At 37.6% G+C, this 26,453-nt stretch carries 25 protein-coding genes and 1 tRNA gene (1 of these 26 only partly in view); 12 read left to right on the top strand and 14 right to left on the bottom strand.

The features are described from left to right. Positions 1-464, bottom strand: the 5' portion of a protein-coding gene (locus J2743_RS09650) for a DUF429 domain-containing protein (RefSeq protein ID WP_209626655.1). 145 nt of this gene lie to the left of the window's left edge; only the first 464 of its 609 coding nucleotides appear in the window; it begins with the start codon at positions 462-464; its stop codon lies off the left edge, out of view. 215 nt (positions 465-679) lie between these two features. On the opposite strand from J2743_RS09650, the gene J2743_RS09655 reads away from it, so the two are divergent. Together J2743_RS09655 and J2743_RS09660 are read left to right on the top strand one after the other, a co-directional pair. After that, a complete protein-coding gene (locus J2743_RS09655) occupies positions 680-1,219 on the top strand; it encodes a trypco2 family protein (RefSeq protein ID WP_209626657.1) in 540 nt (179 codons plus the stop codon). Positions 1,220-1,314: 95 nt separating this feature from the next. After that, positions 1,315-1,779, top strand: coding sequence for a cache domain-containing protein (locus J2743_RS09660; protein ID WP_209626659.1), 465 nt, complete (start codon positions 1,315-1,317; stop codon positions 1,777-1,779). Positions 1,780-1,871: 92 nt separating this feature from the next. Here J2743_RS09660 and J2743_RS09665 read toward each other — a convergent pair whose 3' ends face one another. Continuing rightward, a complete protein-coding gene (locus J2743_RS09665) occupies positions 1,872-3,767 on the bottom strand; it encodes a MutS-related protein (protein ID WP_209626661.1) in 1,896 nt (631 codons plus the stop codon). Between the two features lie 327 nt (positions 3,768-4,094). On the opposite strand from J2743_RS09665, the gene J2743_RS09670 reads away from it, so the two are divergent. Continuing rightward, entirely contained in the window at positions 4,095-4,922 is an 828-nt protein-coding gene (locus J2743_RS09670) for a sulfite exporter TauE/SafE family protein (protein ID WP_209626663.1), read from the top strand. Positions 4,923-5,056: 134 nt separating this feature from the next. Here the strand turns inward: J2743_RS09670 and J2743_RS09675 are convergent, their stop codons facing one another. Next, positions 5,057-7,780, bottom strand: a complete 2,724-nt coding sequence (locus J2743_RS09675) for a U32 family peptidase (protein ID WP_209626665.1) — start codon at positions 7,778-7,780, stop codon at positions 5,057-5,059. A 304-nt stretch (positions 7,781-8,084) separates the two neighbouring features. Here J2743_RS09675 and J2743_RS09680 point away from each other — a divergent pair, with 304 nt between their 5' ends. Together J2743_RS09680 and J2743_RS09685 are read left to right on the top strand one after the other, a co-directional pair. Continuing rightward, positions 8,085-8,372 carry a hypothetical protein gene (locus J2743_RS09680; RefSeq protein WP_209626667.1) on the top strand — a complete coding sequence of 96 codons (288 nt, stop codon included), beginning with the start codon at positions 8,085-8,087 and terminating at the stop codon, positions 8,370-8,372. A gap of 89 nt (positions 8,373-8,461) precedes the next feature. Further along, positions 8,462-9,298 carry a UbiA family prenyltransferase gene (locus tag J2743_RS09685; protein WP_209626669.1) on the top strand — a complete coding sequence of 279 codons (837 nt, stop codon included), beginning with the start codon at positions 8,462-8,464 and terminating at the stop codon, positions 9,296-9,298. A gap of 27 nt (positions 9,299-9,325) precedes the next feature. On the opposite strand, the gene J2743_RS09690 is transcribed toward J2743_RS09685, so the two are convergent. Next, a complete protein-coding gene (locus tag J2743_RS09690) occupies positions 9,326-9,853 on the bottom strand; it encodes a class I SAM-dependent methyltransferase (RefSeq protein ID WP_245248224.1) in 528 nt (175 codons plus the stop codon). Positions 9,854-10,168: 315 nt separating this feature from the next. On the opposite strand from J2743_RS09690, the gene J2743_RS09695 reads away from it, so the two are divergent. The 3 genes from J2743_RS09695 (at position 10,169) to J2743_RS09705 (ending at position 12,811) form a co-directional block, all read left to right on the top strand. Beyond that, complete coding sequence (locus J2743_RS09695) at positions 10,169-10,903, top strand: CDGSH iron-sulfur domain-containing protein (RefSeq protein ID WP_209626671.1); 735 nt, start codon at positions 10,169-10,171, stop codon at positions 10,901-10,903. Between the two features lie 291 nt (positions 10,904-11,194). Further along, positions 11,195-12,109: a DMT family transporter gene (locus J2743_RS09700; protein WP_209626674.1), complete on the top strand. Its 915-nt coding sequence runs from the start codon at positions 11,195-11,197 to the stop codon at positions 12,107-12,109. 54 nt (positions 12,110-12,163) lie between these two features. Further along, positions 12,164-12,811, top strand: coding sequence for a DedA family protein (locus tag J2743_RS09705; RefSeq protein ID WP_209626676.1), 648 nt, complete (start codon positions 12,164-12,166; stop codon positions 12,809-12,811). 144 nt (positions 12,812-12,955) lie between these two features. On the opposite strand, the gene J2743_RS09710 is transcribed toward J2743_RS09705, so the two are convergent. Further along, on the bottom strand, positions 12,956-13,378 hold the full coding sequence (locus tag J2743_RS09710) for a hypothetical protein (RefSeq protein ID WP_209626679.1): 423 nt from the start codon (positions 13,376-13,378) through the stop codon (positions 12,956-12,958). A gap of 496 nt (positions 13,379-13,874) precedes the next feature. On the opposite strand from J2743_RS09710, the gene J2743_RS09715 reads away from it, so the two are divergent. Beyond that, positions 13,875-13,947 (top strand) — tRNA-Ala (locus tag J2743_RS09715). Positions 13,948-14,051: 104 nt separating this feature from the next. On the opposite strand, the gene J2743_RS09720 is transcribed toward J2743_RS09715, so the two are convergent. Together J2743_RS09720 and J2743_RS09725 are read right to left on the bottom strand one after the other, a co-directional pair. Next, the gene (locus J2743_RS09720) at positions 14,052-14,624 is read right to left on the bottom strand and encodes a nucleoside/nucleotide kinase family protein (RefSeq protein ID WP_209626681.1); all 573 of its coding nucleotides are present in this window, start codon (positions 14,622-14,624) and stop codon (positions 14,052-14,054) included. A gap of 191 nt (positions 14,625-14,815) precedes the next feature. Continuing rightward, positions 14,816-15,466, bottom strand: coding sequence for a diacylglycerol/polyprenol kinase family protein (locus J2743_RS09725; RefSeq protein WP_209626682.1), 651 nt, complete (start codon positions 15,464-15,466; stop codon positions 14,816-14,818). Between the two features lie 271 nt (positions 15,467-15,737). On the opposite strand from J2743_RS09725, the gene tmk reads away from it, so the two are divergent. Further along, positions 15,738-16,313, top strand: a complete 576-nt coding sequence (tmk, locus tag J2743_RS09730) for a dTMP kinase (protein WP_209626685.1) — start codon at positions 15,738-15,740, stop codon at positions 16,311-16,313. Between the two features lie 178 nt (positions 16,314-16,491). Here the strand turns inward: tmk and J2743_RS09735 are convergent, their stop codons facing one another. The 5 genes from J2743_RS09735 to mcm form a co-directional block, all read right to left on the bottom strand. Beyond that, positions 16,492-16,707, bottom strand: coding sequence for a hypothetical protein (locus J2743_RS09735; RefSeq protein WP_209626687.1), 216 nt, complete (start codon positions 16,705-16,707; stop codon positions 16,492-16,494). Between the two features lie 47 nt (positions 16,708-16,754). Further along, positions 16,755-17,732, bottom strand: a complete 978-nt coding sequence (locus J2743_RS09740) for a tyrosine--tRNA ligase (RefSeq protein ID WP_209626689.1) — start codon at positions 17,730-17,732, stop codon at positions 16,755-16,757. Positions 17,733-17,799: 67 nt separating this feature from the next. Further along, positions 17,800-18,852, bottom strand: coding sequence for a 60S ribosomal export protein NMD3 (locus J2743_RS09745; protein ID WP_209626691.1), 1,053 nt, complete (start codon positions 18,850-18,852; stop codon positions 17,800-17,802). A 78-nt stretch (positions 18,853-18,930) separates the two neighbouring features. Beyond that, positions 18,931-19,338, bottom strand: a complete 408-nt coding sequence (locus J2743_RS09750) for a translation initiation factor IF-2 subunit beta (protein ID WP_209626693.1) — start codon at positions 19,336-19,338, stop codon at positions 18,931-18,933. An 85-nt stretch (positions 19,339-19,423) separates the two neighbouring features. Continuing rightward, positions 19,424-21,436 (bottom strand): minichromosome maintenance protein MCM, encoded by a 2,013-nt coding sequence (gene mcm, locus J2743_RS09755; protein WP_209626695.1) that lies wholly within the window; start codon positions 21,434-21,436, stop codon positions 19,424-19,426. 424 nt (positions 21,437-21,860) lie between these two features. Between mcm and J2743_RS09760 the strand changes: the two genes are divergently transcribed. After that, on the top strand, positions 21,861-22,301 hold the full coding sequence (locus J2743_RS09760) for a coiled-coil domain-containing protein (protein WP_209626697.1): 441 nt from the start codon (positions 21,861-21,863) through the stop codon (positions 22,299-22,301). Between the two features lie 176 nt (positions 22,302-22,477). On the opposite strand, the gene J2743_RS09765 is transcribed toward J2743_RS09760, so the two are convergent. Continuing rightward, entirely contained in the window at positions 22,478-23,101 is a 624-nt protein-coding gene (locus J2743_RS09765) for an RlmE family RNA methyltransferase (protein WP_209626699.1), read from the bottom strand. A 120-nt stretch (positions 23,102-23,221) separates the two neighbouring features. Continuing rightward, a complete protein-coding gene (locus J2743_RS09770; RefSeq protein WP_209626701.1) occupies positions 23,222-23,743 on the bottom strand; it encodes a YfcE family phosphodiesterase in 522 nt (173 codons plus the stop codon). 273 nt (positions 23,744-24,016) lie between these two features. Between J2743_RS09770 and topA the strand changes: the two genes are divergently transcribed. Next, positions 24,017-26,164, top strand: a complete 2,148-nt coding sequence (gene topA, locus J2743_RS09775; RefSeq protein ID WP_209626703.1) for a DNA topoisomerase I — start codon at positions 24,017-24,019, stop codon at positions 26,162-26,164. Positions 26,165-26,453: the final 289 nt, after the last annotated feature.

Consider the following 26,453-nt stretch of genomic DNA (forward strand, 5'->3'; position numbering starts at 1 on the left):
TCATTGGGATCAATATTAAAATGGAAATAATTTCCCAGATCTTTTTTAAGATTTTCAAAACCCAGTATCTTCTGAGCTGTGCGGGGATGAGTCTCTTTTAACAGGTATTGGTCACTAAGAACCCTGGCCAAACCCACACCTCTCATGGTCAACATTTTCATCCCCCTGAAAGTCAAAGGCAGCACTGATCCATATATACGTATTTCACGTTCAGACTGACGGAAATGCCCACCAACCGAACATTCACAATCTTTTTCCAGACAACAACGCCCTTTAGGCAATGATAAAGGAGCATCAACTACAATCAAATATGGATTCACGGAATTAACTTTTTCTAAAATCTCTTCATCAGAATAAAGTGTACAGAGATCGATATTGCCTCTAATGGCCTTTCTTAGGTTTAAAACACAGATTCCTGTGGGATTATCACGTTTACCTGCTAAATCGATTCCTATGATTTTCATGGCTTAATTTTTCCTTATTGTATTAAACTGTTAATTTATATGTTGATATTTCAATCAAATTATTTTTTGCATATTGAATCATAGCTTCATTGTATTTAACACAGAAAATATAAATCAAATATTATTAAACATTCATTATAAAGTACTAATTTTATGATCATAAAGGATCCTTTCACCATATGAAAATCCTTTATAATTTATTTTCGGTGATTAAAATGGATAAAAAATCGGTAAAAAGAGTTTTAAACTCTGATGGGGGAATAGGGGAGAGTGAAGGTGTTGCTGTTGGTGAGATTATTGGCAGCGTGAAAAGAGCTTTAATTGAAACTCAGGAAAATATGGAATCTTCTGGGATGAAAATTAAAAGCATTCAATTAAAGTTGAAGTCAATAGCATCAGAGAATGCAGGGGCAGGAGTAACATTACAGATTCCATTGTTGGGAAAACTGAAAATCGGTTCAGACATTTCTGCCAAATCAGTTCAAACCATATTTTTAACCTTGAAAACTCCTCAAACTCGAAAAAAATCAGCCTATGGCTTGCTTGAACTGGATGAAAAACTTGCAAAAGGTATATTGACTCTTACTGAAGGAATAAAAGCCGCTGCTTGTGATCAGCCAATTCTTGAAATGGGAGAATCATCAATAGAGCTGAATTTTATTCTTAAAAGTGAATCTGACATATCTTTCCTAATTAAAGCAGGATTTGAATCAGAATTAACCAACACCCTGAAAGTTATATTTGAAAAAATTTAAAATAAAAATAGAGATGAATGAAATAATATAACATGGAAGATTGGAAAAAAATTCGTATATAAAACCATTGTTAAAACTGTTTTGTGGGAGGGAACATGAAAAAAATTGAAATCTTTTTGGTAGTCATAATTATTCTGGTTGCCTTAACTGGAGTGTTATACCAGCAGAAGGTTGAAAGTGAACAAAAAGCTGAACTGGTTTTGTTGGTTGATAAGGCGGTTCAACTTATTGATGAAAATGGCGAGGCAGCTTTTCCAGAACTCCGCAGTTCTGAATGGGTTCATAATGATAGTTACGTCTTTGTATGGCAGTTAGATGGTATTAGGGTTGTTTACCCTCCTGATCCAAGTGGTGAAGGTAAAAACATGACTGATCTAGTTGATTCTGACGGAAAACCAATTGGAAAACTGTTCATTCAAACTGCTGAAAATGGAAGTGGCTGGGTAGAATACATGTGGCCCAAACCTGGAGAAACCGCACCTTCACTGAAAATAACTTATATCAAAAAAGCAGAGTACCAGAATCAAACCTACCTGGTAGGTTCAGGAATCTATATCTAAGGGTTTATTTTTTTATTACCCTTTCCCAATTCTCTTTTTATCAATTTTTATATTAATGGAGTGTTTGATGGATTTAGAACATCAACATGATTTTAGAACCTTTCCAACATTTTCCCATAAATATCTTTCAATTTACCCTCGGATCTTTCGTAAACCATCCGCAGTATCAGTTCCGGGGTGCTCCTGGCGAAGTAGTTCATCTTAGGGGTACGATCCACAATCAGGTTGTAATCATTGTCAAGGCCCTTGGCTTCGATACCATCCACCCTTACATCTGTATTTTTAAGTATTTCCCTGGCCATGTGGGTTACAATAATGGCAAAAGATTCAGAATCCTGGATGAAATTTATGAAGCTGGAAATGATCTTCACTGCTGCTTCAAGCTCAGTAATTGCCTCTAACTCATCTAACAGGATTAATTTCTCTTCTTCCCTAACAACTATTGGCATGAACGTGCTTAAAAACGATTCAAATGCTCCCGCATCCAGAGAACGTTTTTTACTGAAAAAATAAAGCTCGTCAACCAGTTTCACCCTGGCTTCCCTGGCGCAGACAGGTAAACCCATCTGACTCATAATACTGATCTGTGCCAAAGTCTCCAGGAGAGTGGTTTTACCTCCACTGTTGGCACCGGTAAGAAGAACCACATTATCCGGTGATTTGAGGGAATAGTTGATTCTCTGCACATGCAAAGGATCTTCAAGTGCTAAATTGAGATGTAAACCATCCTTAAAACTGAAACCATCACTTAAGAGTGGGTCATGTAAGTCGTAAAAGTAGGCGAAACACCCCAGAGTAAACTGGTAGTCAAATTCCAGTATTTCTTTGATCTCAGCTTCAACATCCCTCCTGATCACTTCAAGTTCAGAAGCAGCATTAACTCTATTTTCAAAAGATTTAACCTCTTGTTTCCCAATTTCCTGCTTTTTAACCCTTTCCAATTCTTGTTCATCTATTTCAAGAGGATATTTCTGGATAAAAGGATCAAAACCAACACCAGTATCTTTTTTAATATCATCAATAGTATCTTTCAGGATATGGTTGAATATCTCCTGGATTTTAGGGGGCATGCTTTTGTTTAGGAGATCTAAAACCTCTTCGCCAGACAGGTCAACCTTTTTAATGGCATCTTCTAATCTTTTATCTGCTTTTTCTTTGGCATGGTTTACAGCATCATCAAATAATTTTTCATCCAGATCAGAAGATTCCAAAGATTTCAATATATCTAAAACATCTCCCAAAACAGATTCATATCCAAGTATCTTCCTTATGTTTAGAATGTTCTCTAAAAGAACCTGGTTATCTTTATAATATGATAAAACAATTTCTGGAACGATTTCGAAATCTTCAACATCTCCGTTAACCATGGTCAGGTTAGATGTTTCCTCCAATTCCAGAACACCCTCTCGGTATACATAAACCACCAGTTCGAATTCATCCAGACTTCCCACTTCACTAATACTCAATATCTGTGCGTGCTGATTAAGCCCACCATCCATTAAACGGGTGTAATCATCTCTAGATTCAACTAAAATTGCTTTAGAAGTGTCATATTTTGGTTTGGATATTTTAGTAAAATCCACATTTTTCAATAGATTCTTAAGATCATCTATGGGGAGCTGGGAAACCCTTTCTTTGGCTTCCATAACCATTTCCAGATTTTTCTTGATTTCATGGGGATCTTTACTTGGGCTTAGGAGAAGAACCCGGTTTCGGGCGTAGTCGGTGCTAGCATATTGTATCATACACTGGATAATTTCCTCGTAGATCTGAACGGATCTTTCTGTTTTCAGGAACTCTTCAGTGGGATTGCCCAGAACTGTGTTGATGATCTCCACTGCCCGACGTTGACTTATTCCCTCCATATTCGCCAGCCGATACACTTCATAATTATGTGCAGAGCGCAGGAATTCCTCCTGGCTACCGAAATGGTTTATGATCCTTGAGGCTAACTTATCACCTATGCCTTTAATCTCACGCAGATCCAAATGTCTCACCGGTACTGATTCACCCTCATGATCCCGTTAGATCATTGAGTTAAAGTGAAATCGTTTAATTTTTGTGAATTCTTTAACTTAAACTTATTTGAACTTTTCCTGGTTTTAACTTTGCTCTTTAAGATATAAACCATGATCTGAGAGTTATAACCCTAACTCCAGAAAACCTTCAAAAAATGTTATAAAGCTCAGTTTAAAATATTAGAATAAGTTTTAAGGGGATATTCAATCAATGAAAAAGGACATATGATCTTATCAATAAATCAATCTCTTAGGAAATTTTATTAAAGATTTTTTTAAGTTAAGGAATGAGTCTAAATGGAACTTATAACATATATCTTAATTCTTGTTGCCACAGGCACATTTGTAGGCTTTGCTTCAGGTCTCCTGGGAGTGGGTGGTGGTTTCATTATGGCACCTGTCCAGTTCTTCCTTCTCACGTCAATGGGCATAGATCCTGACACATCCATAAGGATTGCTTTTGCCACCAGCCTGGCAGTAATCCTTCCCACAGCTCTAAGCGGAGCCTATGGTCACTGGAGACGTGGAGCAGTCCTGGTAGTTCCTTCCATCTTTCTGGGAATATCTGGATTATGTGGGGGCATCATTGGTGCAGGAATAGCAAGTAACATCTCAGCAGCCATATTAAGTTTTATATTTGGTTTATTAGCCCTATTCAGTGCATTATGGATGGTAGGCTCCAAATCTTCTGAAACAGAAGAAGGAACATCTAATTCAAAACCAACTTATGTTTTCTGGGGATTTCTGGGAGGTTTTTCTTCAGGACTTCTGGGGATTGGAGGGGGAGTGGTCATGGTTCCCATACTTAACATTCTCCTTAAATTCCCAACTCACAAAGCCATTGGAACCTCCACAGCCTTCATTGTCTTTGCATCCATTGGTGGAATAATAACCTACATCTTCACAGGCATGAACGCCACTGGACTGCCTCCCTACTCAGTGGGATACGTTAATTTAGTTCAATTTGTGGTTTTGGCGGGTTTCAGTATACCTATGGCCAGGGTGGGTGTTAAAACCGCTCATAAACTTTCTGCTAAAAAGTTAAAGTACTTATTTGCCATCCTCCTGACATACATAGCCTTGAAAATGATAGGAGTATTTGAATGGCTCAATTTACCGTTTTAATCCATAAACTATTTTTTACCTTTTAGATCTATTTTTACATTTTTAGTCCAATTTTTATTTTAAACAACATTCTATTCTTTTATTTAAAACAATATTTTGTCCTTTCAAACAATATCATTTCATGTTTTCGATTATTAATCTTCTTCCACACCCCTCAAGAAGTTTCCTGTTGTTATCCCACCATTTGATATCTTTTTAACCCTTTTTTTAAGGTTGTGCAATTTGTTATCCTGATGAGGATCACCATGAATGCTTAATTCTAAAGCAGTCTGGTAGAGTGAAAACATTTTCCAAGCATAATCAGCTGGTTTTCCCCTGGAATCAATCACCAAGCTATCAAAACCTATCTTTAAAAGGAGGGGAAGGTAATCAATAAGGCACAGTTCCACAGAATTCAGAACATGAGTGCGACATTCATCATCAATTTTCACAGGGAATATCCTGTTTTTAGGGTCTTTTATTCCTAAAAATTGATGTTGTCGATCTTCAAGGGATTCTCTGGGGAGAATTTTGTCCTTTAAGATACAGGAAAGACAATCTTCACTTACCATGGCTTCCATGTTTCCCTGAACTAAGAATTCAAATTCATGTGAGGGCAAATCACTTGAGTTTAAAATCACCTTTTTTAACTCTTCCTTGGATAGTTCCGGGGATAAGGTAAAACTTTCTAGAAATGGGGACAGTTCATCCACAGTCAGGTGATTCCAGATGTTTAAAGCTCCTGATCCATATAACTTCACAGAATCAAAACCATCCTTTAAAGCCCAAAGAGCCCCCAAACCTCCAACCATCACGCCAGAAATTGTTTTCTCAGGCAAATTTCTAAGAAGACTGGCTGCTCCTTTAACATAATTATTATCAGTAATATCTGGCCATTTCCAGATTAAATCAGATTTGTAAGTTCGGGCTAATGATGATGCTTCTTTTAAAAGCAAAGCCATATTCTCAAAATAGATTTCATAATTTACATCCGGTTTCAAGCAATTAAAACCCTTATTTAAATTGTTATCACATTTTGAATTCGTTATTTTTGGTTGGAAATATATTTTCCCACATCCTGCTTCAAGAACAGCTTCCAATGCAGGAATAGAATCCACGTAAACAGTTAATATACTAGGGGGGTGAGGTTGTTTTTGGAGTGGTTTTTTATTTTCTTCCTCTAATTCCCTCATTTTCCATTTTTCTGTTGTTTTTTTACTTTTTCTTACAAAATCCTTTTTAAAAGTCGACAAACGTTTTTTTGCACATTTTATTTCATCTGAAGGCAGTTGATATATAGTTAATATTTTTTCCTGGACTTTTTCCAGCATCTGTCTGCGTAAATGATTTAAATTACCTATGGGGGTGAATAGATTTCCAGGATAATCCATCTGAATGTTTCTGATAATGAAGGGTGTACCCCCTGTTTTCCTGAGCTGATTGATAATTGTCTCATGAGAAAGTGGTTGTTTTTTTGCTTTTTCCATAGAAAAATCGGCTTTATACTTAACTTCCATGTTTTTTAGTGAAGGTTCCACCACATATACATTGATTAGGGGAATCAGTTCAGAGTTCAATGTTATCTCCAGGTCCAGTGGAATTTTTTGGGGTAATTGTGGATTATTCATTATTTCCTGGGCCCTATCAATCAGAGATTTTCTCCGGGTTATGAACACTTCACTTCCCACTTTAACTGGTTTGTGCAGTTTTAAAAATAGTTTACCCTTCCTGATTTCAGGGGAATGGTTAAGTACAGTTCCCCAGAGATCAACTTCATCACTTTTTTTACCTGGCTGTTTAAACAGGATTCCGTCACCCTTTTCAGGTTTGAACATGCTTTTGATGGTAATAACTGTTTTTTTGTCGTGCTTATGGTAATTTACAACTTTCCCCAGGAATAAACCCCGGTTACCCGGCCTGCTTCTTCCCATCATTTCCTGGTTAAGAGCACCCAGGAGCCAACCTTTAGTTAAACCCCGGTTGAAACACATTTCAAGTGTTGAAAGCTCTTTTTTCTGCGGTTTCCATTTTTTCAGGGCAATCCTGTCAAGTGCTTCCCTGTAGATTTTAACCACGCTGGCCACGTATTCCGGAGGCCTCATCCTACCTTCTATTTTAATTGAATCCACAGGTGCCTCTGTTATCCTATCCAGATGGGAATATATTGCAAGGTCCCTGGTTGAAAGGAGGTAATGATCTTTTAAGGGTATTTCCTGGTGATCTTTATATTTCCCGTACTTATCGGTTTTTGCCAGGATGAGCTGATAGTTTTTACGACAGGGCTGGGCGCACGTACCCCGGTTACCACTCCTCCCTCCTATGAATGAAGAGAGGAGACATTGTCCTGAATAGGAATAACAGATAGCTCCATGGGCGAACACTTCCAGTTCTATCTTTCTGGAAAGCTGGCAGGCGGTAGCTTCAATATCTTCCAGATTCATCTCCCTGGCAAGTATAACCCTTTTGAATCCATTATTTGCAGCCCAAATAACTCCCTGGGGGTTGTGGATTGTCATTTGGGTAGAACAGTGCAGGTCCAGGTCAGGTACAAGTTTTCTGGCAAGTTGTGCCACACCCAGATCCTGCACAATCACAGCATCCACTCCCCAAGAGTAGAGTTGCACAAGATAATCAGCCATCCTGGAAACTTCAGTTTCCTTTATCAAAGTGTTCACAGTTACGTAAACCTTAACACCACGAAGATGCGCGTATTCCAATGCCTTTTCCAGTTCAACTGAGCTGAAATTCTGGGCAAATTGTCTGGCACCGAATCTTTTACCGGAAAGGTAAACTGCATCTGCTCCTGCATTTACAGCAGCTTTTAAAGCTTTCATGGAACCAGCAGGGGCTAAAAGTTCGGGTATGTTGATTTTTGACATTTATCCTCGAATGATTAGTGTTGATTTAGTAATAAGTTTATCTAAGGACGGGAACAATTGACTACTCAAATCCAATACACGTTCAATAGTTACTCAACTTCAATACAATTTCAATAGCTACTCAACTTCAATACAATTTCAATAGCTACTCAACTTCAATACAATTTCAATAGCTACTCAACTTCAATACAATTTCAATAGTTACTCAACTTCAATACAAGTTCAATAACTACTCAAGTTCAATATTTATTATATGGGCAAATTATATAATAAAATTCTACAATAAATATGCTCAAGTGAAAATATGGAAACAGAACAGCTCTTAAAAACTTTGAAAATAGTTTTAATACTGGCACTTATCATTGGAATCATTGGGGCGGTGTTCTACCTGGTTTATGGTTTCACCATCCTTTGGCAAGCAATGGCTGCCGGCATTATTACTGGTTTTTTACTGATCCTGGTTTTCATCTTCCTGGTTTTAGCACTCTATTTGTATCTGAAATTGGCACTGATTAAACGTGAACTTAGAAAATGCAGGGAAGAACTAGGGGATATGGCCAGGAAATCTAAAACGCATGATGATGAAAGCTGATTCTATGAAAGAGTAATTAAATTAGCTGTATTGTTTTTAGTATAGTGGATATTTGGTTATTTGATTTGAAAAGATAATTAAGTGTTATTATGAATCCTTATCTTGAAATTTTAAGACCAGGGAATGCGGTAATGGCGGTTATTGCCATTTTTTTAATGGCAGTAATCAGCGGCCAGTTCACCTTAGAAGCTTTAATGGCAGCGGTAGTGGTTTTCCTGGTTACTGGTGCCGGAAACAGTATCAATGATTATTTTGATCACAAAATAGATGCTATTAACAAACCAGAACGCCCAATTCCTTCTGGGAGAATTGCCTTAAAAACAGCACTAATTTATTCCATCTTATTGTTCATCACTGGAATAATTATAGGCTTCTTGATCAACTGGCTTCTGGGATTAATCGCTCTTTTAAGTTCCCTTTTAATGATTTATTATGCTAAAGATCTGAAAACAAAATGTTTCATTGGAAACATAAGCATTTCATTTTTAACAGGGTTTTGTTTTGTTTTTGGAGGTATAGCTGTGGGTCAGATCCAAATTTCAATTTATCTGGGGATCTATGCCTTTTTAATGACCATGGCCCGGGAGATTGTCAAGGACATGGAAGACCTTGATGGTGATAAAAAAGAAGGTGCCACCACTCTACCCATAGTCTACGGGAAAAGAACATCTGCAATAATTGCAGCGGGTTTCATGTTAATTGCAAGTTTAACCAGTCCTGTACTCTATTTTATGGACATATTCAACATATTCTACCTTATAATTCTCATAATCGCCATTGTTATTTTTGTTGCAGGGGCAGTGTCCATATTGCATGACCAATCCCTAAAAAACACTAGAAAAATATCTAAAAGAATAAAAATTGGGATGGCAATTGTATTCCTGGCATTCGCCCTTGGTTCACCATTTTTAAGTTCATTATTCTGAGTTTATATTATTTTTAATCTTAGTTATTCATTCCCCATATTCAGCTATTAATTGAGGATTGGTTTCATCAGAATCATGCTTGGTTTTGTTACTTTCACCAATGATATAAAGATATATACGTTCTTTTTTATCTACTTTCACTGGTTTCCATCCTTTAAATTTCCATACATATGACACAATCCGGGTTCCTGGTTCAAGTTCTTCCTGGAGTTTTTCCTTTAAATTTTCATTAGTTTTTCCCCAGAGGAAAAGGATTATCACCGTGGCATGGTGGATGTTCTGGTGGAACAGGTTACCCCAGATGATTTTCACATGATCCTGAAGTCCCATGTTCCTGATCTTCAGCCGGGACCAGAACACTCTTAAAGGATCGGCTTCAACCCCCACTCCCCATGCATGGTATTTTTGGGCAGCTTCGATAACTATGCGACCGTCACCAGAGCCCAGATCATATACCACGTCCTCATCACCAACTTCTGCTATGTTAAGCATCCTTCTAACCACTTTCATGGATGAGGGGGAGTAGGCAGCACCAATTGCCAGGGGCCATAGCATAGAAAATGCAATGATCACAATTATAATGAGACTTATTGGAATTAAGGTGAATAGAGTTATAACCAGGTTTCAAACCCCCATATATTATTCAATTAATTTTTTTTTCAATGTAATTGTTATTCATACCAAATCTTTATTCAAATACATGGGCATCAGTCAATCAGGTGTCTGTTAAAATCAACTAGACAAATCAGTATTAGGCAGTTTATTAATATAAAATACTGGCATTTAAATTGAACATTAAAGATAATGGAAAGGTTAAAGATAATGGGTAAAGATCAGATAATACTCCCCCCCCCAAAGAGGTAGGTTGTTATGGTTAAAGATAATCTTTTGAAAAATAAAATGAAGATAAAAATCGTTGAAAACGGTCCGTATATTGTTTCAGGTGGTGTTCGGTTATATGAGCAAATCATAATCACAGACGAGGCCGGTCACACCAAGGATCTGGTTGATGAACAGGAAATAAGCACCATGGAAACCTACAATCTCTGTCGTTGTGGTCAATCAAAGGATAAACCATTCTGTGATGGAACACATAATGATATTGATTTTGATGGCACGGAAACTGCTAGCAGAAAACCTTACATAGAAAAAGCCGAGATATTTGAAGGCCCCCAGCTAAGATTAACTGACGTCCCGGAATTCTGTGATCACTCCCGATTTTGCCTCCGATCTGGGGGAATCAGGAAACTAATACAGGAATCAAACAACCCAGAAGCTAAACAGACTGCCATAGAAGAGGCAATGATCTGTCCCTCTGGAAGATTGGTACTCTGGGATAAAAAAACCGGAAAAACATTTGAAAACCAGTTCGAACCTTCCATAGTCCTGGTGCATGATGATCAAAAAAGATGTCAGGGTCCGATATGGGTGAGGGGTGGAATACCCGTAGAATCGTCTGATGGCACCCAATATGAAACCCGTAACCGTGTAACCCTCTGCCGTTGTGGAAAATCAGAAAATAAACCCTACTGTGATGGCAGTCACTGGATGACAGCCGAAGAAAAACTGAAGTTCAGGAAAAAGTGGGGTTTGGATGAAGAATAATTGTAAGATGCCAATCAATTTAAATCAGTTTACAGTTTTTCCTGTTTGATAGGCCATCAAATACCAGAAGATAAACAATTTTCATCATCATCCCTCTTATTTATTAATTCAATATGTGTAATTGTTAATTTCATAAAAACACTCTTACTTCCAGATAATTTCACAAAACCCTAATTATCAGATATCAATGCCCAGATTAATATTTTACTGATAAGTTCATAAACAATTAATTGACTATCTGAATTATAGACTATCTGAATAATACTAATGTAACATGAGGATAGATGGAACATGAATCGTTTATGGGGATATTTAAGTGCATTACTGGTGGCACTGCTCTTTGGGATCTGGTTTACTCTGGATAAAACCTTACTTGGTTATCTACATCCTTTGGCTCTTGCAGCCATGGTTTACACCCTGGCAGGTGCCTTCCTGTTTTTGATACGTGTATCTCCTTTACACGACAAAATTCTGGAAATCCTCCACAGGGAGACTAAGGTGGAAATCAACATCTCCCGAAGAGATTACTTAACCCTATTTTTAACAGCCATATTTGGGGCTGTGCTGGCCCCTGCATTATATCTGAATGGTTTGAATCAGATAACTGCAGTTAACGCTGCTCTTTTAGCCAATTTTGAAGTGTTGTTCATTATTATTTTAGGAATATTCTTCCTTAAAGAAAAGGTTAAACCAAAAGATATACTTGGTTTTGGTTTTTTAATGATAGGTGCGATTTTTTTAAGCACTAACAATCTTCAAAATCTTTCATTTGACCAGAATTTAGTGGGCAGTCTTCTGGTGATCGCTTCTGGTTTTTTCTGGAGCCTTGACACCATTTTAACCAAATTTTTGAGTAACAAAAGGGACGTATTCTTTCTCACTGGCCTTAAATGTTCAATAGGTGGATTAATTTTATTTACTATTTCGTTTTACCTGGGATTGAGTTTCACCCTCCCTGTGAATATGATCCCACTTTTATTATTCATTGGTCTGGTTTGCATGAGTTTTTCCATAGTTCTCATCTATCTGGCCATAAGAGAAATTGGATCCACCCGTACCGGATCTATTTACTCCACTAGCTCCCTCTTTGGGGCGTTTATAGCTTTTTCAGTGCTTGGAGAACCATTAAAAATAAGTCAATTGTTGTTTGGGGTGTTGATGTTTGTGGGTATACTAATATTATACAAAAATGGGGATGAGACTTAAATAGAATTGATGAATATTCATAGGAAAATACCTAAATTTAATCTAGAGGACAACATGTTATCTACAATTATAAACAGTGCAGAATCATTTATTATTAGTAATGTGTCTTTAGCAGTCTTTTTAGGCTGTATACTGGAGCAGATCATAGTCCCCATCCCAGCCAGTTTGATAGTTTTAACTTCCACCTTCCTGGTCATGCAGGGAGCTAGTTTTTCTCTTATGAATTTAGGAACCTTAATCGTAAAAATAGTCATTCCAGCATCACTGGGAATAACTGTAGGATCTTTAGTATACTATGTCCTTGCTTATAAGTTAGGAACACCTTTTATTGATAGAACAAGCAAATATTTGGGTGTTTCAGTGGAAGATGTGGAGAAGATCGGAGAACACATCAATGAAAATCGTTACGATGATATTTTCATGTTCATTGCCAGATGCCTCCCCATCATTCCGGCCATAGTTATTAACCTGTTCTGTGGGTTAATCAAATACGACATCAAAAAATATCTCATAACAACCTTTTTTGGGTCTGCAGTGCAGATATTGGGTTGGGGGTTACTGGCATGGTTCTCTGGAAACATTTACCTGGCTTTAGAGGCTAAAATATCCTTTTTAGGTAACGTGGTGCTGGTGATTATTGTATTGGCAGTGATTGGCCTTATTATTTACAACAGAAGACAAAGTAAAAAAGAGAATAATTGATGGGAGATTAAAAGAATAATCTGAAATATCTGGACTAGAAAGTGGGTTTGAATTATTGGAAATAATAGGGGGTTAATTAGATCATTTCAGTGGGATGGAAAATTTAATTTTTTCTAAGATTATCAATTTTAGGGTAACTTTCAATCATTTAGGGTTATCCAACCATTCCATAACTTCTTCTACGATTTCTTCAGATATATCCTCGATCCAGTCCTGTTCACTCCAGGTGCACACATCTTCCTCTTCAATATCTCCCACAATATCTTCCACACGGTCCTGATCTGTATAGTCACCAACAGTTGACTCGCAAAAACTGAACTCTTTATCATGATTATCAAAAGTCACATCCCAATTTTTTGAGTCCCGGAGTTCCCAGAACCAGTAATAATTTTTAACAGCTTCTCCCCGGGAATTCTGTTCACTGAATGATTCTTCTTCCTCATAACCGACAATTAGGATAGTGTTATCTTCGAGGTAGATGTGTTTCTCCCAACTGTCCCCTTTTCCGGGTGTTTTTTCCAGTTCAGTTTCTTCAATCTGATCTATTAGCTCACTTTTATCAATCATTTTTCATATCCCCCTGATGCATCCCTATTGATGAAACTTGAATGGTAATTTAACTACATATATGAAATTATGCACTTATCCTTATTTTAATGGATCGTTTCATTCTAATGATAGTAACAACCCACTGAATTGGTGGTGAAAATCAATAAATGTGTCATTTTTGTAATATTTTAAAACCCAAAAGACAACTGTGATTTATGCTCATAATTACTTAAAAAAACTCGAAAACAATTACATATCATTAATAGTTGTTGGTTATCCTATTAGGGGAATATAACTTGTCAGAATTCCTGTGTTAAATGAAAATTCTCCAATAGGTGCCAGGAGTTGTTAGGAATAAGTTGTTGGCGTATAAGCTAGAGAAGTGAGGATAGTGTAAGATATATTTTTCAATCTCAAATCAGATAATAAAATGCAAATCTTCCATACAAGTAAATAACTCAATCTCCAATCAAATAGGTAAATATCATATTTAATTCAATAGATAAGATCAGTTGGGCTGGTAGCTCAGATGGGAGAGCGTTGCCTTCGCAAGGCAGAGGCCGCGGGTTCAAATCCCGCCCAGTCCATTTCTCACCACCATTCAATTTCTGGATTTTTTTTGTTGAGGGGGGGTAATTGGGGGGTAATCTGCAAATTGAAGGTTTAACCGGATTTATGGATTCATTGGATATTAAGCATCTTTTTCATCCAATTCATCCAGAATAATGTTTATTTCATCTTTTGCATCATCAATGGTGCCTGCGGTATTGATAATATGCCATCCATTGGCCAGTTCAAGTGCCTTTTTCCTCACCTTAATGAGATCATCCATATTCTCAAACATTTCCTTACTATCACGTTGTGACATCCTCTGAATGGATTCTTCTGGTTTGAGATCCAGAAAAAACATATATTCTGAGGTGGGCAGGATCAGACAAAAAAATTTGTAAAGAATTTTGGCCAGGGGAAGGGGTAAGTAGGCTACTCCCATCAGATAACGAACCATGATAATATTATCTGCGTTTTTGTTGTATTTTTTTACAGAACGAATAACATCCATTGCATAATAAACCGCTGCTTTAATTTTATTAATTTTTCCTCTGCCAAGCAGGGCTTTTTTAGCCTTCTGACCATAGGGATTATCAGGGGAAGGGTGTTCCCTTAGAATAACACTTTCACCGAGGGATTGGTATTTTTTTTGGATGAATTGGGCTTGGGTGGTCTTACCAGACCCATCCAGGCCATCAACAATGATAAAACGCATGTTAATCCACTGTGATTTTTTTTACCATCTCTTTATTCGATGGTCTGTTCTATGCTGCCAGTCACTTTTAGTCAGATTATGGTGCTACTGCCAGTCACTGTTAGTTAAATTATGATGTTTTACACGGTCAGTAACTTTCAGTCAATATTATGTGATTTTACACGGTAACAATTCTAGTCAAAATGTGTTCTCTATATTGTCAGCAAAATATAAGAAATCACTGCTGAAAAACAGGCAGTCAAGTTATCCATACCCTTGGGTGTCACTGCCTCAAATATAGTGGCCACCAGAGCCACAATGGCAATTACAGTTATGTTGATAGGAATGCCATAGTAGACTAAAACTATCCATAGGGCAGCTATAAGCACTAAAAACATGGTTAAAGAGCCTTCCAGGCTTTTTTCATCTCCAGATATGTTATATTTTAGTTTGCCGTATTGTTTCCCAATTAAAGCAGCCATACCATCTCCATAGGACATGGCAGCTATGCCCACTGCTATAATCCAGGGTTGGTCAAAGAAGATCAATGCCAGCACAGTCCAGGATATAGAATAGTATACCAGACCTAAACCATGGCCTGAAGTGGAAATCCGGTCCTTGAATTTTAAGGGAGAAGACGGACTCATTAGAAATGTTAAAATAATAAATGGAGCTGCTGCTAAAAATGCCATAACCCATCGAGATGTGAACACAGGCAGAATAAAAAGGATATTACCCACCATAATATGCAGAAACTTCCTGCTGAAGTTCGGATACTTTTTGAGTACTTTTTCAGAGATGACCAAGAGTAAGATCACATAACCATAGACCAATGCCAGTCCTATTATGTCACCGGGTTCCATGAATCTTTAGTACTTTTTTAAGGTATAAGACAATTTCCATATTGTTTGCAAGTGGGAAAGTGTCTTTAACTTTTATTATCCATATTTTTTATATACATTCTCATCACTTCACGCAATTTTTACTACGTTTGGGTGGATTATGGGGGAGGGAGGTAAAACCCACACATTGGTTGAATTATAATTTATAACGTTTAAAATATATTGGATTCAACACACCCTCCCTGTTTTAGAGGGGTGAATCTTATTAGTTAAGCCGTCATAGGAATATAATATGTACATCTGTTTAGAGGGAATTGATGGTTCAGGAAAATCAACACAACTGGAACTTTTAGGAAAATGGTTAGAGGATTGTGGCCTCACTGTAACTCGTATCCGGGAACCCACCGATTCTATGGTGGGAAAATTAATCAGAAAAATGCTTAAAAGCCCGGATGCAAAGGATGAAAGCTTTCAGAGGACATTAGCTCTCCTTTTTGCTGCGGATCGAACCTTACTCATGGATCATATTCAAAAAGAGGTAGATATGAATCGAATAGTTCTAAGTGACCGTTCTTTTTACTCCAGTTTGGCCTACCAGAATGGTGAAGAATGGATCGCGCAGATAAACCATTATGCTCTAAAACCAGACCTGGTGATACTCTTGGATCTGGAAATAGAAACCGCTCTAACCAGATGTGATGGTTCAGACAGCTTTGAAGAGAAGGATTTCCTGGATGAAGTACGTAAAAGATACCTTAAACTGGCAGACCAGCATGGTTTCATGGTGGTAAATGCCAATAATGGTGTTAATAAAGTGCATGATGATATAAAGAGGATAGTAGCCCCCAAACTTGGCATGTGCATATAAACCTAAGCTTAGCCTATGCATATAAAAAAAATTGGATAATAACACAAAAATTGATCGATTTTTAAATCAATCTATCAGCAACAATCGGTAAGTAATAATTATGGGAAGGGAGATACTGAAATTGAATAAATAAGGATTAAATTAGTTTAAAAATTCTTTTAAAGTTTATTTAGCGTATTTAATCCTCTTTACCGGTTTCCAATTCTTTCAAACGTTGATTCAATGCTTTTACAATATGGTCCTGGGCATTTTCCAGGTTTTCCTTTGTACCGTAAAGTATAGGGCCGTCATCAGTGTTTTTGAGTTCCAGGTCAAATTTAATTATAACTTCAGCCATGATCCTTTCAGTGATTCCTGCAGGAATCCTCATCTCATATAACATCTCTTCTCCCATTTGGTAACACCTTCTTTATTTGCTTTTTATATATTCATCCTGCATATTTAAGATAATTTTTCTTTATGGGTTTTAAGATAATTTCGCACTGGCTCTAAGATATTCACCAAACATTCTGCAACACCATTTTTCAGATCCAGAGGGTGCAGATCTCCTTCACCATACATTTTCAGGAGTTCATCCTGGGTTAATTCCAGGTTTCCCCCGAATTTCTCCGGTCTTTGAATAAGAAGTGTATCCATTTCGCTGAATATAAAATGGTGTGCTATTTCTATGATGGGATTTCCTTCAACCTCACCTTGGGGACAGTAACTCTTTTTAATCTTCTTTTTAATTACATCTGGTTCATCATCAATAGCTATGAAGTTTTCTTTAGAAGAAGACATTTTATCTGAACCATCTGTACCATGCAAGAGTGGGGTGTGAATGCATACCGGGGATGTAAATCCTAATTTAGGTAGATTGTCCCGGGCTAGCATGTGGATTTTTCGTTGTTCCATACCACCAACAGCCAGATCCACATTTAAAAATAGCATGTCCACCACCTGCATCAGGGGATAGATAACCTCTGCCACCTGATGATCCTCAGCATCCCTGGTTATCTGAGCCATACTCCTCCGAGCCCTTGTCAGAGTGGTGGATAGGGCTAACTGATACACTTTCATGGTGTAATCTTCCTGAGTCTGGAAACTACTTCCTAAAATGAATTGGGTATCCTCAGAAAGTCCCAGAGCCCGGAAACATTGTTTGTTATATTCAGAGATTTCCTCTATTTCCTCTAGGCTTCCTTTACCATTGAGATAAGCATGAAGATCAGCCAGGAGAATCTTGATCTTGAAACCGGCTTCCTGCAGGGTTTTCATTTTTTTCACGGTGATGGCATGGCCTAAATGGATCTTTCCTGATGGTTCATATCCGATGTAAGCTGTTTTTTGGTCTTTTATGAGTTTTTCTCTGAGTTCTTCTGGAGTTACCACTTCCAGAGTACCTTCTGTTATTTTATCAATTGTTGAATCCATGTCCATAGTAATCACCAATGATCAATGTTATTAGTCAATTATTTCTTTGTTGCCTTCTTATTTTATTATGCCCTTATCTTTTGGGTGGTGTAATGTATATTTTTCCCTTAATCTCAACTACTTCCACCTGATCTCCAATATTTATTTCAGACATTTCTGGCAGGATATCCAGGTCCAGGGGTTGATATGTTTCAGGGTGAAGTAACTGGATTTGGGTGGGTGTTTTAGAAGTCACCGTAGTAATCTTCACATCATCCCTCATGACTGCCATCTTCAGGTTGGAATATTCACGCCAGGATAGGGATGTTTTGTTCATTGTTTCCAGGTCTTGGATTGTGATCTTTCGACCATTTAAATCAATTACCCGTCCAATATGTTCTCCATAGTTTAAAAAATCGCCTTTTTGGAAAAAAGGCAGGCGTAAAGATATCCATATCCGGTATAAGTCCTTGCCGGCAGATTTGTCCCTGCCCATGAGGCGGGGTGATTCTCCAAGAATTCCGCCCATATTCTCTTTAACTGAGTTCGAAATCTTCCGAGCCGCTTTCAAAGAGCCCAAATAGTAATCCACTCCCTCTTTAAGTTCTAATCTCTGGGAAAGGTAAGCCATACGGTTATTCCGGGATAATTTCTCCAGCTGATGTTTGATGATATCATCAACACTCTGGATCTCATCAGATGCTAAAGATCTGTCATCTGCTCTTAACTGTAGTACTGCTTCATAGTAACCTGAGGCATATTTGCTGCATTCCGGACAGACACTTCGGTTAAGTTTGACATTTACTTTGTATTCCCTTTTTATAGGCACTCCTGCAACTTTACCAGTAGCAATCACCAGTATTTCCAGCATGGAACCCTTTTGGTTAAGAAGATCTATTTCCAGCACCACTGCATCGGCATCTTCATCAGGAACCGATTCACGGACTATGGTTTCTGCAATAAGTTCTTCTTCGGATTTCCCTGTTTCCATCCATTTATCCCCCACATGGGTGGCGGAGCAGTGTGCGCACACTTCCACCTCTAACTCTGAGGGTATATGGATCAAACTGTTCCTGGCAGCAAAACATGTTTTGCAAAGACCTTTAAACAGTTCTTCGTCTTCTTTACCGCACTCAATACAGAACATAATATCTAATCTTGATTTATCAGTATTCAATTAATAGAACTTGTCATTTTAAAAAAGAATTAAATTAAAAAAAGGGAATTAAAGGGTTTTCAGTGGAGCCTTAGCACCACATGCCTCACATTTGAGGATGAAGATACGGTCTTCCCTTATGATCCTGGTGTCGGGACGGTTGCACTCATGACACATGATGAAACGTTTCACATAGTCGTCCATCCGGTCATTGATCAGGTAATGGGTGAACTTTCCCTGCATTATGGCCCGGTTTCCTTCCAGGTTTCCGGCGGTACCCAATTCTCTTAAAAGGAATTTAAGAACATGTTGGGGGTCTCGGTTCATGGCATCAGCCACTTCACCGAAGTTCTGAATAATTGTGCGGTTTCCCTGGATTATGGAGTAGGCCTTCGGCACAGAGAATCTTTTGGTTTCACGTGCCTGTGGGGGGATCTGTTTGACGGCTCTATCCAGTAATTCTTCATAATCGCTCATATTTAATACCTCCATAAATAGAATTTCATAAAAACTTGTTAAATGAATTTAGCTTGAATTTAGAAAAATTTAAGATGTTTCCAGCTTAGGCAACCCTCAGGTAACCTTGTTGGGGTTCGTAAATGATTCCTTTTCGTTTTAACTGGCGGATCAGGTCTTCAACCTTTTCCTCGCTCATATTATATCTATCTCGCATTTCAGTTATAAGTATATTGGTGGGTGCACGTCCTCCATATTCCTCTTCCAATTCTTTGATGATTTCCTGGACCACTCTGATCTTATCCCGATCAGATTTAGGTGTACGTCCCTCTACTTTGTCAATATCCACTTTACCAGTTTCTGGATCGTATCCAACCTGTTTTAAACATTTTTCCTGGAGACTAACTGCACGTTTAGCATCATCAGCAGTCACTTCTTGTCCTAATCTGATTTTAGTACTTGCTTCAGCAAGACGAACCAGTGCTTCCAGTTGTCTTGCGGTTATGGGTACGGGAGAATCTTCATCACCGGAACCACCACGCATACCTACGTAAAATTCCTTAAGAACATCTATAGCTTCATTAGTGAGGTGGGGGTGCACGTCCCGACGAGCATAAGCAATGTATTTCCTGAGAAGTTCTGGATCTATTTCATAAGGGATTGATGTGTCTTGATGAATATTAAGTATGTGGCTGGCCAGTGCACCGTCTTTTTCAGTGTCTGGTTTATCTTCGACCACGAATATGAGGTCAAAACGTGATAAAATTGTTGAAGGAAGATTAATTTGCTCTGCGATAGATTTATAACGATCGAAACGTCCAAATTTGGGGTTAGCAGCTGCCAGTACCGAGCAACGTGAATTTAAAGTGGCCATAATTCCTGCTTTGGCTATGCTTATGGTCTGCTGTTCCAGGGCTTCGTGGATAGCTGAACGGTCTTCTGGTCTCATCTTGTCCAGTTCGTCCACACAGACATTACCCTTATCCCCCAGTACCAGTGCACCTGCTTCTAAGGACCAACCACCAAACTCATCTCTTACAGCAGCAGCAGTCAAACCTACTCCACTGGTTCCTTTACCACTGGTGTAAATACCCCTTGGTGCCAGTTTAGAGACGTATTTAAGCATCTGGGACTTACCTATACCAGGGTCCCCTACAATGAGAATATGTATGTCTCCTCTGATTCTGGTTTTGTCTTCCAACTCTTTAGCAGATCCACCGAATAATTGCAGGGCAATAGCTTCTTTAACTTCCCGGTATCCTTTAATAGAGGGTGCAGTGGAATTAATGATTTTATTGTAAACATCAGGATTAGCAGCCAGTTCCTTGATCTTTTCTTCATCTTCCGGGCTGATATCTAATTCTTCGAACTCCTGTTCCAGGGCACTGATGTAGTTACCATAAATATAATTATGGAAACGTTTAGTTTTCTCATCCCTGACAGTTTTCATGGTTCCAGTAATTCTTACTACATCTCCAGGGGTTACAGTGTCCACAAGATCATCTTCCAGCACAACATTGATCTGTCGGGGTTGTTCACCTCCAGAAAGGTTTTCCAGTGGTTCCTGAACCTTAGTAGTTTGAGTATCCAAGAATTCAGACTCTTCCTGGAGAATACGGAATGAACGGCCTCCACATTCCTGACATAAAGCTGGTTCAGTGAGAATATTACTTTTTTGCTGCACTTCATGGAGTCGCATGCAGCTGCGACACTCAAAAATCGCCTTCATGATCCTGGGGCGGATCTCGTCTGTCTTACGGACGATACCATCCACTGCCACGAATTTACCAATATATTTACTGCGCAAATAACGTAATGGTATGTTGTTTCGCACGTTTTCGAAGCGAATATGTAATTCAGCATTCTTACGAAGGGGGTCAATGTTTTGAATGGCTTTAGAAGCAGCTTTAATCACTTCTTCTGGTTTCTCGATTAACAGGTCTGCTAAGTCTGGGTCGAACATTTCCAGTTCTATATAATCAACTAAAACTGATCTTTGGTCGGGATATTTCTCCAGAGCCTCGAATACAGTGTCTTTGTATTTGGTACTAAAGAATTCCTCGAATTTGGCCACCGGATTTTTAGTTTTATCAGTGGTAGATTGGGCTGAAGTTTCCATCGTCTAACTATAATCTTTTCTATTATTAAATTTTACCCATCCAGACTTAAAGATAGTATCTGGCTTGAAATCATATAAAAATCTATCATTACTACTGTAATTAAGATTGATTATTTATTAACTTTAATGTAATAGAATAGGGCCTTATTTTAAGGTAAAGTGGGTTTGTTATAATGAATTCCTTCTTTATTAGTAATAAATTTATTCCCATAATTAATAAAACATTATTTTAAAACTTGCGTTAATACTTGGATTTTATTAGGTAGAAATAAATAATAATGGAAGATAAATGATAAAAGTGCTTAAGTATAATGACATGTAATCTGATAAATTGATTTATTATTCGTTGATGTGGGATTTAGTTCCCATAAATTGTGATTAACATGAGTTTTAGTTTAACTAATCCCTTTATAAAGGTGAATAAATGAAAAGATCAAGATTGAAAATGTTTAAGGTCACTTCCATGACTATATCGGTTTTGGGGGTGTTGATGATAGTGGCCACATTGGCCATACTGGCTTACTTTGGATTCCAATCACTTTCGTCTTTTATATCTGACGATGCCAGTAATAGTAATGCTAATGAAGAATTAGCAGCCATTAAATCTGATTATGCAACTTTAGAAGCCCAATATAACGAATTAGAGATTCAAGTGGAGGCAACCAACGACAAGGATTTGAAAACGAAATTTGATAATGCAAAAATAGAGTTGGTAAAAGCAGATCAAGCAATCACTGATGTTGAAAGTGCAATTGCTGTTAATAAATCGCCTGATGAAATTAATGAGAGGCTTCAAGAAGCCAAATCGCAACTGCAAACAGCTAAATCAAGTTTAGTTACTATAAGGTCTCAGGTATCTGGGTGAAGGCATTTAGGTAAATGGTTAATGAAGTAATTCTTTTCAACATGAACCATTTAAACGAGCAAAATTTGATCATTAGCCTACTACTGCCTAACGCTTTTTTATTTACATTAGCTTTTTTTTTAATTATATTAGTCTAATTTTAAATTATATTGGCAGGATGATCTGTTTAGTTAATTTTAATGTTTTTTTCCTTCCCTTCTGAAACCTCGGCCCACTATGTACATTTCTCCACTTTTTTTCCTGGAAGAAGGAGGTTTAGTGGTTTTAACTGTTTGAAACTTTTTTTTAATATCTTTAAGGAGTTCTGGATATCCTTCACCCTGGAAAACTTTCATAATAATATTACCTTTATATTTCAGGATTCCATCACTTATCTGCAGAACACTCTGTGCTAGATCAATGGATCTGAGCTGATCCAAGTCTTTTATTCCAGATAGTTTAGGGGAGGCATCAGATATGATCACTTGAGTTTTACCCTGCAGAGTACGTTGGATTTCTTCTAAAGTGTCTTTCTGAGTGAAATCTCCTTTTATGCTCCAAAAATTATCTTCATCAAATGGTTTTATTCTATTAAGATCCACAGCCACCACCACACCGTCTTCACCCACAGCTTCAAGGGCTACCTGGGACCATCCACCCGGAGCAGCTCCTAAATCAACAACTGAGTTGCCTTTTTTAATTATTTTAAATTTACGATTTAATTGCAGTAGTTTAAAGGAAGCTCTAGAACGATAGTCCTGTTTTTTAGCTTTCTTGTAATATTCTTCATTCTTCCGTTCCTGATTCCATCTTTGACTCATTTGCCTTTCTTCTCCTTAACTGCAGGGATTCTTCTCATTGGGGTTGTGTTATCATTTAATTCAAAGGGTTTTTTGGGGATTTCTTTAATTTAGGGTTTATTTTTATTCTAGATTTTAAATTTAGGGTTTATTGAAATTGAGGGCTTTACAAACAGGATCTCCGATTTTAACAATCTTGGCATCTAATTGACCATCCTCAACTTCTATGATCATTACTGACGGATCTGAGAGTCGGGGAACTGTAGGACTTCCTGGGTTCAGTAAGAGCATATCTGGTAACTCTTTGATGAAAGACCAGTGAGTATGGCCGGTAATCAAAACTTCCACATCCATTTCCAGACCAATATAACGTAACTGTTGGGTATCTCCCCTCGGATAAACTTCTCCGTGTGTTAAACCAATTTTAATACCCTCAAGATTTAATTTTTTCCTCTGAGGTAGTTTTAGACCAATATAACGATCCATGTTGCCCTGAACACATACTGTAGGTTTCATTGCTTCTAACTGGTTTTTAACTGAAAGAGAAACAAGGTCTCCTGCATGTAATATGAGATTTACATCTTCAAAAATTTCAAATACTATCTCAGGGATACTATCTGCCCTTTCAGGGATGTGGGTGTCTGATATAACGCCGATTAACATTTTAATCTCCGATAAAGATGGTTTAATCTGAAATTTTGGTTTAATTGCAAGATATGGACTTCACACGTTGGTGATAATTTTCATAATCAAGATTTTTATGGTCATGGTTATTTTAAGATCAACATTAATATCTGCACCATCAACTGCAATAACATTTATTATAATCTAATATCATCAATTATATTCCATGGGAATAATATTATTATGATTATACAGATCGGTAATTATTATTAATATTATAATAGTTATTATTTAATTGTCCAAGTGATTTTTATGCATGAAGTTGTAGTATGCGAAAAACCAAAGGCTTCAGAGAAGATAGCTGGTGCAATACCGGGCAAAGCGGTAAAAAAGACTTATAAACGGGTACCTTACTATGAAATCGAAGAAAATGGTAAAAAAACCACAGTACTCTCTGCCGTAGGTCATTTATACTCTCTGTCACCTTTGAAAAAGGAAAAAGGTCGTATGTTTGAAGTGGGCTGGGTTCCACTCCATGAAAAGGATAAAAGTAAAAAATATGTTAAAAATTACATCGATGCCATAAAGAAGTTCTCTAAAAATGCTGATCGTTTTATTCATGCTTGTGATTATGATATTGAAGGTACATTAATAGGATTTAACGCTTTAAAGTATGCTTGTGGATCAGAAAGTATTGATAAAGCAGTGCGTATGAAATTCTCCACACTCACCAAGGAAGACCTATTAAAAGCTTATAATGAACCCATAAAATTGGATTTCAACCAGGTAGACAGTGGAGAGGCCAGACATGTTTTAGATTTTATTTTTGGAGTAAACATATCTAAAGACCTCACTGATTCAGTTATGAAAGCCACCAGTCGTTACATACAACTTTCTGCAGGGAGAGTACAAACTCCGACCCTTGCAATTCTGGTGGAAAGGGAGAAAGAAATTCAGAATTTCATCCCTGAGCCTTACTGGCTTATCAAAGCAGAAATTGAAGGGGACATAATTGCTGACCATAAAAAGGGAAAGATCTTCGATAAAAAAGTTCAGGAAGAGATATTGGCAGATTGTGAGGGTAAAAATGCCCTTGTAAATAAAATAAACATTAAAAAAACTCCGCAATTACCTCCAGTACCCTTTGATTTAGGTTCATTGCAATCTGAAGCATACGGTGTATTTGGATTCAGTCCCAAGAAAACTCAATCCATTGCTCAGAATCTTTATGCTGAAGGTTACACATCTTACCCCCGTACATCTTCCCAGAAATTACCTCCTAGTATTGGCTATAAAAAGATATTGGGCAAACTGAAAAAGAATGCTGCATTCCGTAAACAGATCGAGAAGTTGAAAGAACCAATAAAACCTCGTGAAGGTAAAAAAACAGATGAAGCTCACCCTGCCATCCACCCCACAGGATTGGTTCCTAAAGGACTGGGAAGAGATTATCAGAAATTATACGAACTTATTGTTCACCGTTTCATCAGCGTTTTCGGTGAAAACGGCATCATGGAAACCATGAAGACAGAATTGGATATTGGAGGCCAGCCATTCAGCTTCAGCCGGAAGAGAATGGCTAAAATGGGGTGGAGAGAACACTATCCCTACCGTAAAGTTGAAAATGATGAGTTTCCTGCTCTAAAAGAGAAAGATAGCTTGGATGCTCGGGCATATTCGGAGGAAAAAGAGACTAAACCTCCTGCCAGGTACAACCAGGCTTCACTTATCCGAGAACTGGAAAAAAGAGGACTTGGAACAAAATCCACACGGGCGAACATCATATCTATCTTGTATGATAGGAAATATGTGGAGGGTAAGAAGATCTCAGTTAACCAGCTGGGAGAACACCTTATTGATACCCTTAAAAAATATTCAGAGAAGATCACCAGTGAAGAACTCACCCGTGAATTTGAAACCAAATTAGATGGCATAATGAAGGCCGAAGTTAAAAAAGAGAAGATAATAGCTGAAGCCAAGTTGGAAGTAAGTTCTATACTGGATGATATCGATGCAAACAAGATCAAAATCGGGGAAGAACTTTACGCTGCCTACCGGGAAAGTATGATCGTGGGTAAGTGTAAATGTGGTGGCAATCTCATCATGATTAACTCACCAAAAGGAGGCAGTTTCGTGGGTTGTACTTCCTATCCTGAGTGTAAATCAACTTATTCAATGCCTCGTGGAGCTACGGTCCTTAAAACAAAATGTGAGGAATGTGGCCTGCCAATGATATCTTTTGGAAAACCCAGACAAAGAGCCTGCATGGATCCCAAATGTGGACGTGACGGTGAAGAACCTATGCAAAATGAGGTTGTGGGTGTATGCCCGGAATGTGGAAAGGATCTCATTAAAAGAAGGGGCCGTTATGGTGAATTTGTGGGATGCAGTGGTTTTCCACGATGCAGATACACTCGTTCACTGGAAGAAAAACAGGATCAAAAATCTGAGAAAACTTGAAATTTAATTTTTTTACTTTTTTTCTTTTTACTATTTTTTTTGCATTGTTTTGGTGCATCCGACTGATTTTCATTGGTTTTGTCATCAAAGATAAAAATATCATTGATTAATCTTCAAATAATTTGTTGTTATTGTGTTTAAACATTATGGTAATAAATTCAACCCAAAAAAAGTTACTTAAGCCCCTGTAACAAAGGGTTATTTGGATATTCAAAGTTAGTCAGGAAGTGTTTTTATGGTATTATAACTTGTTAATAACCTCCAAAGACTTTATAATTTAAATAGTTTA

It is taken from the genome of Methanobacterium petrolearium, assembly GCF_017873625.1.
GTDB classification, from domain to species: domain Archaea; phylum Methanobacteriota; class Methanobacteria; order Methanobacteriales; family Methanobacteriaceae; genus Methanobacterium; species Methanobacterium petrolearium.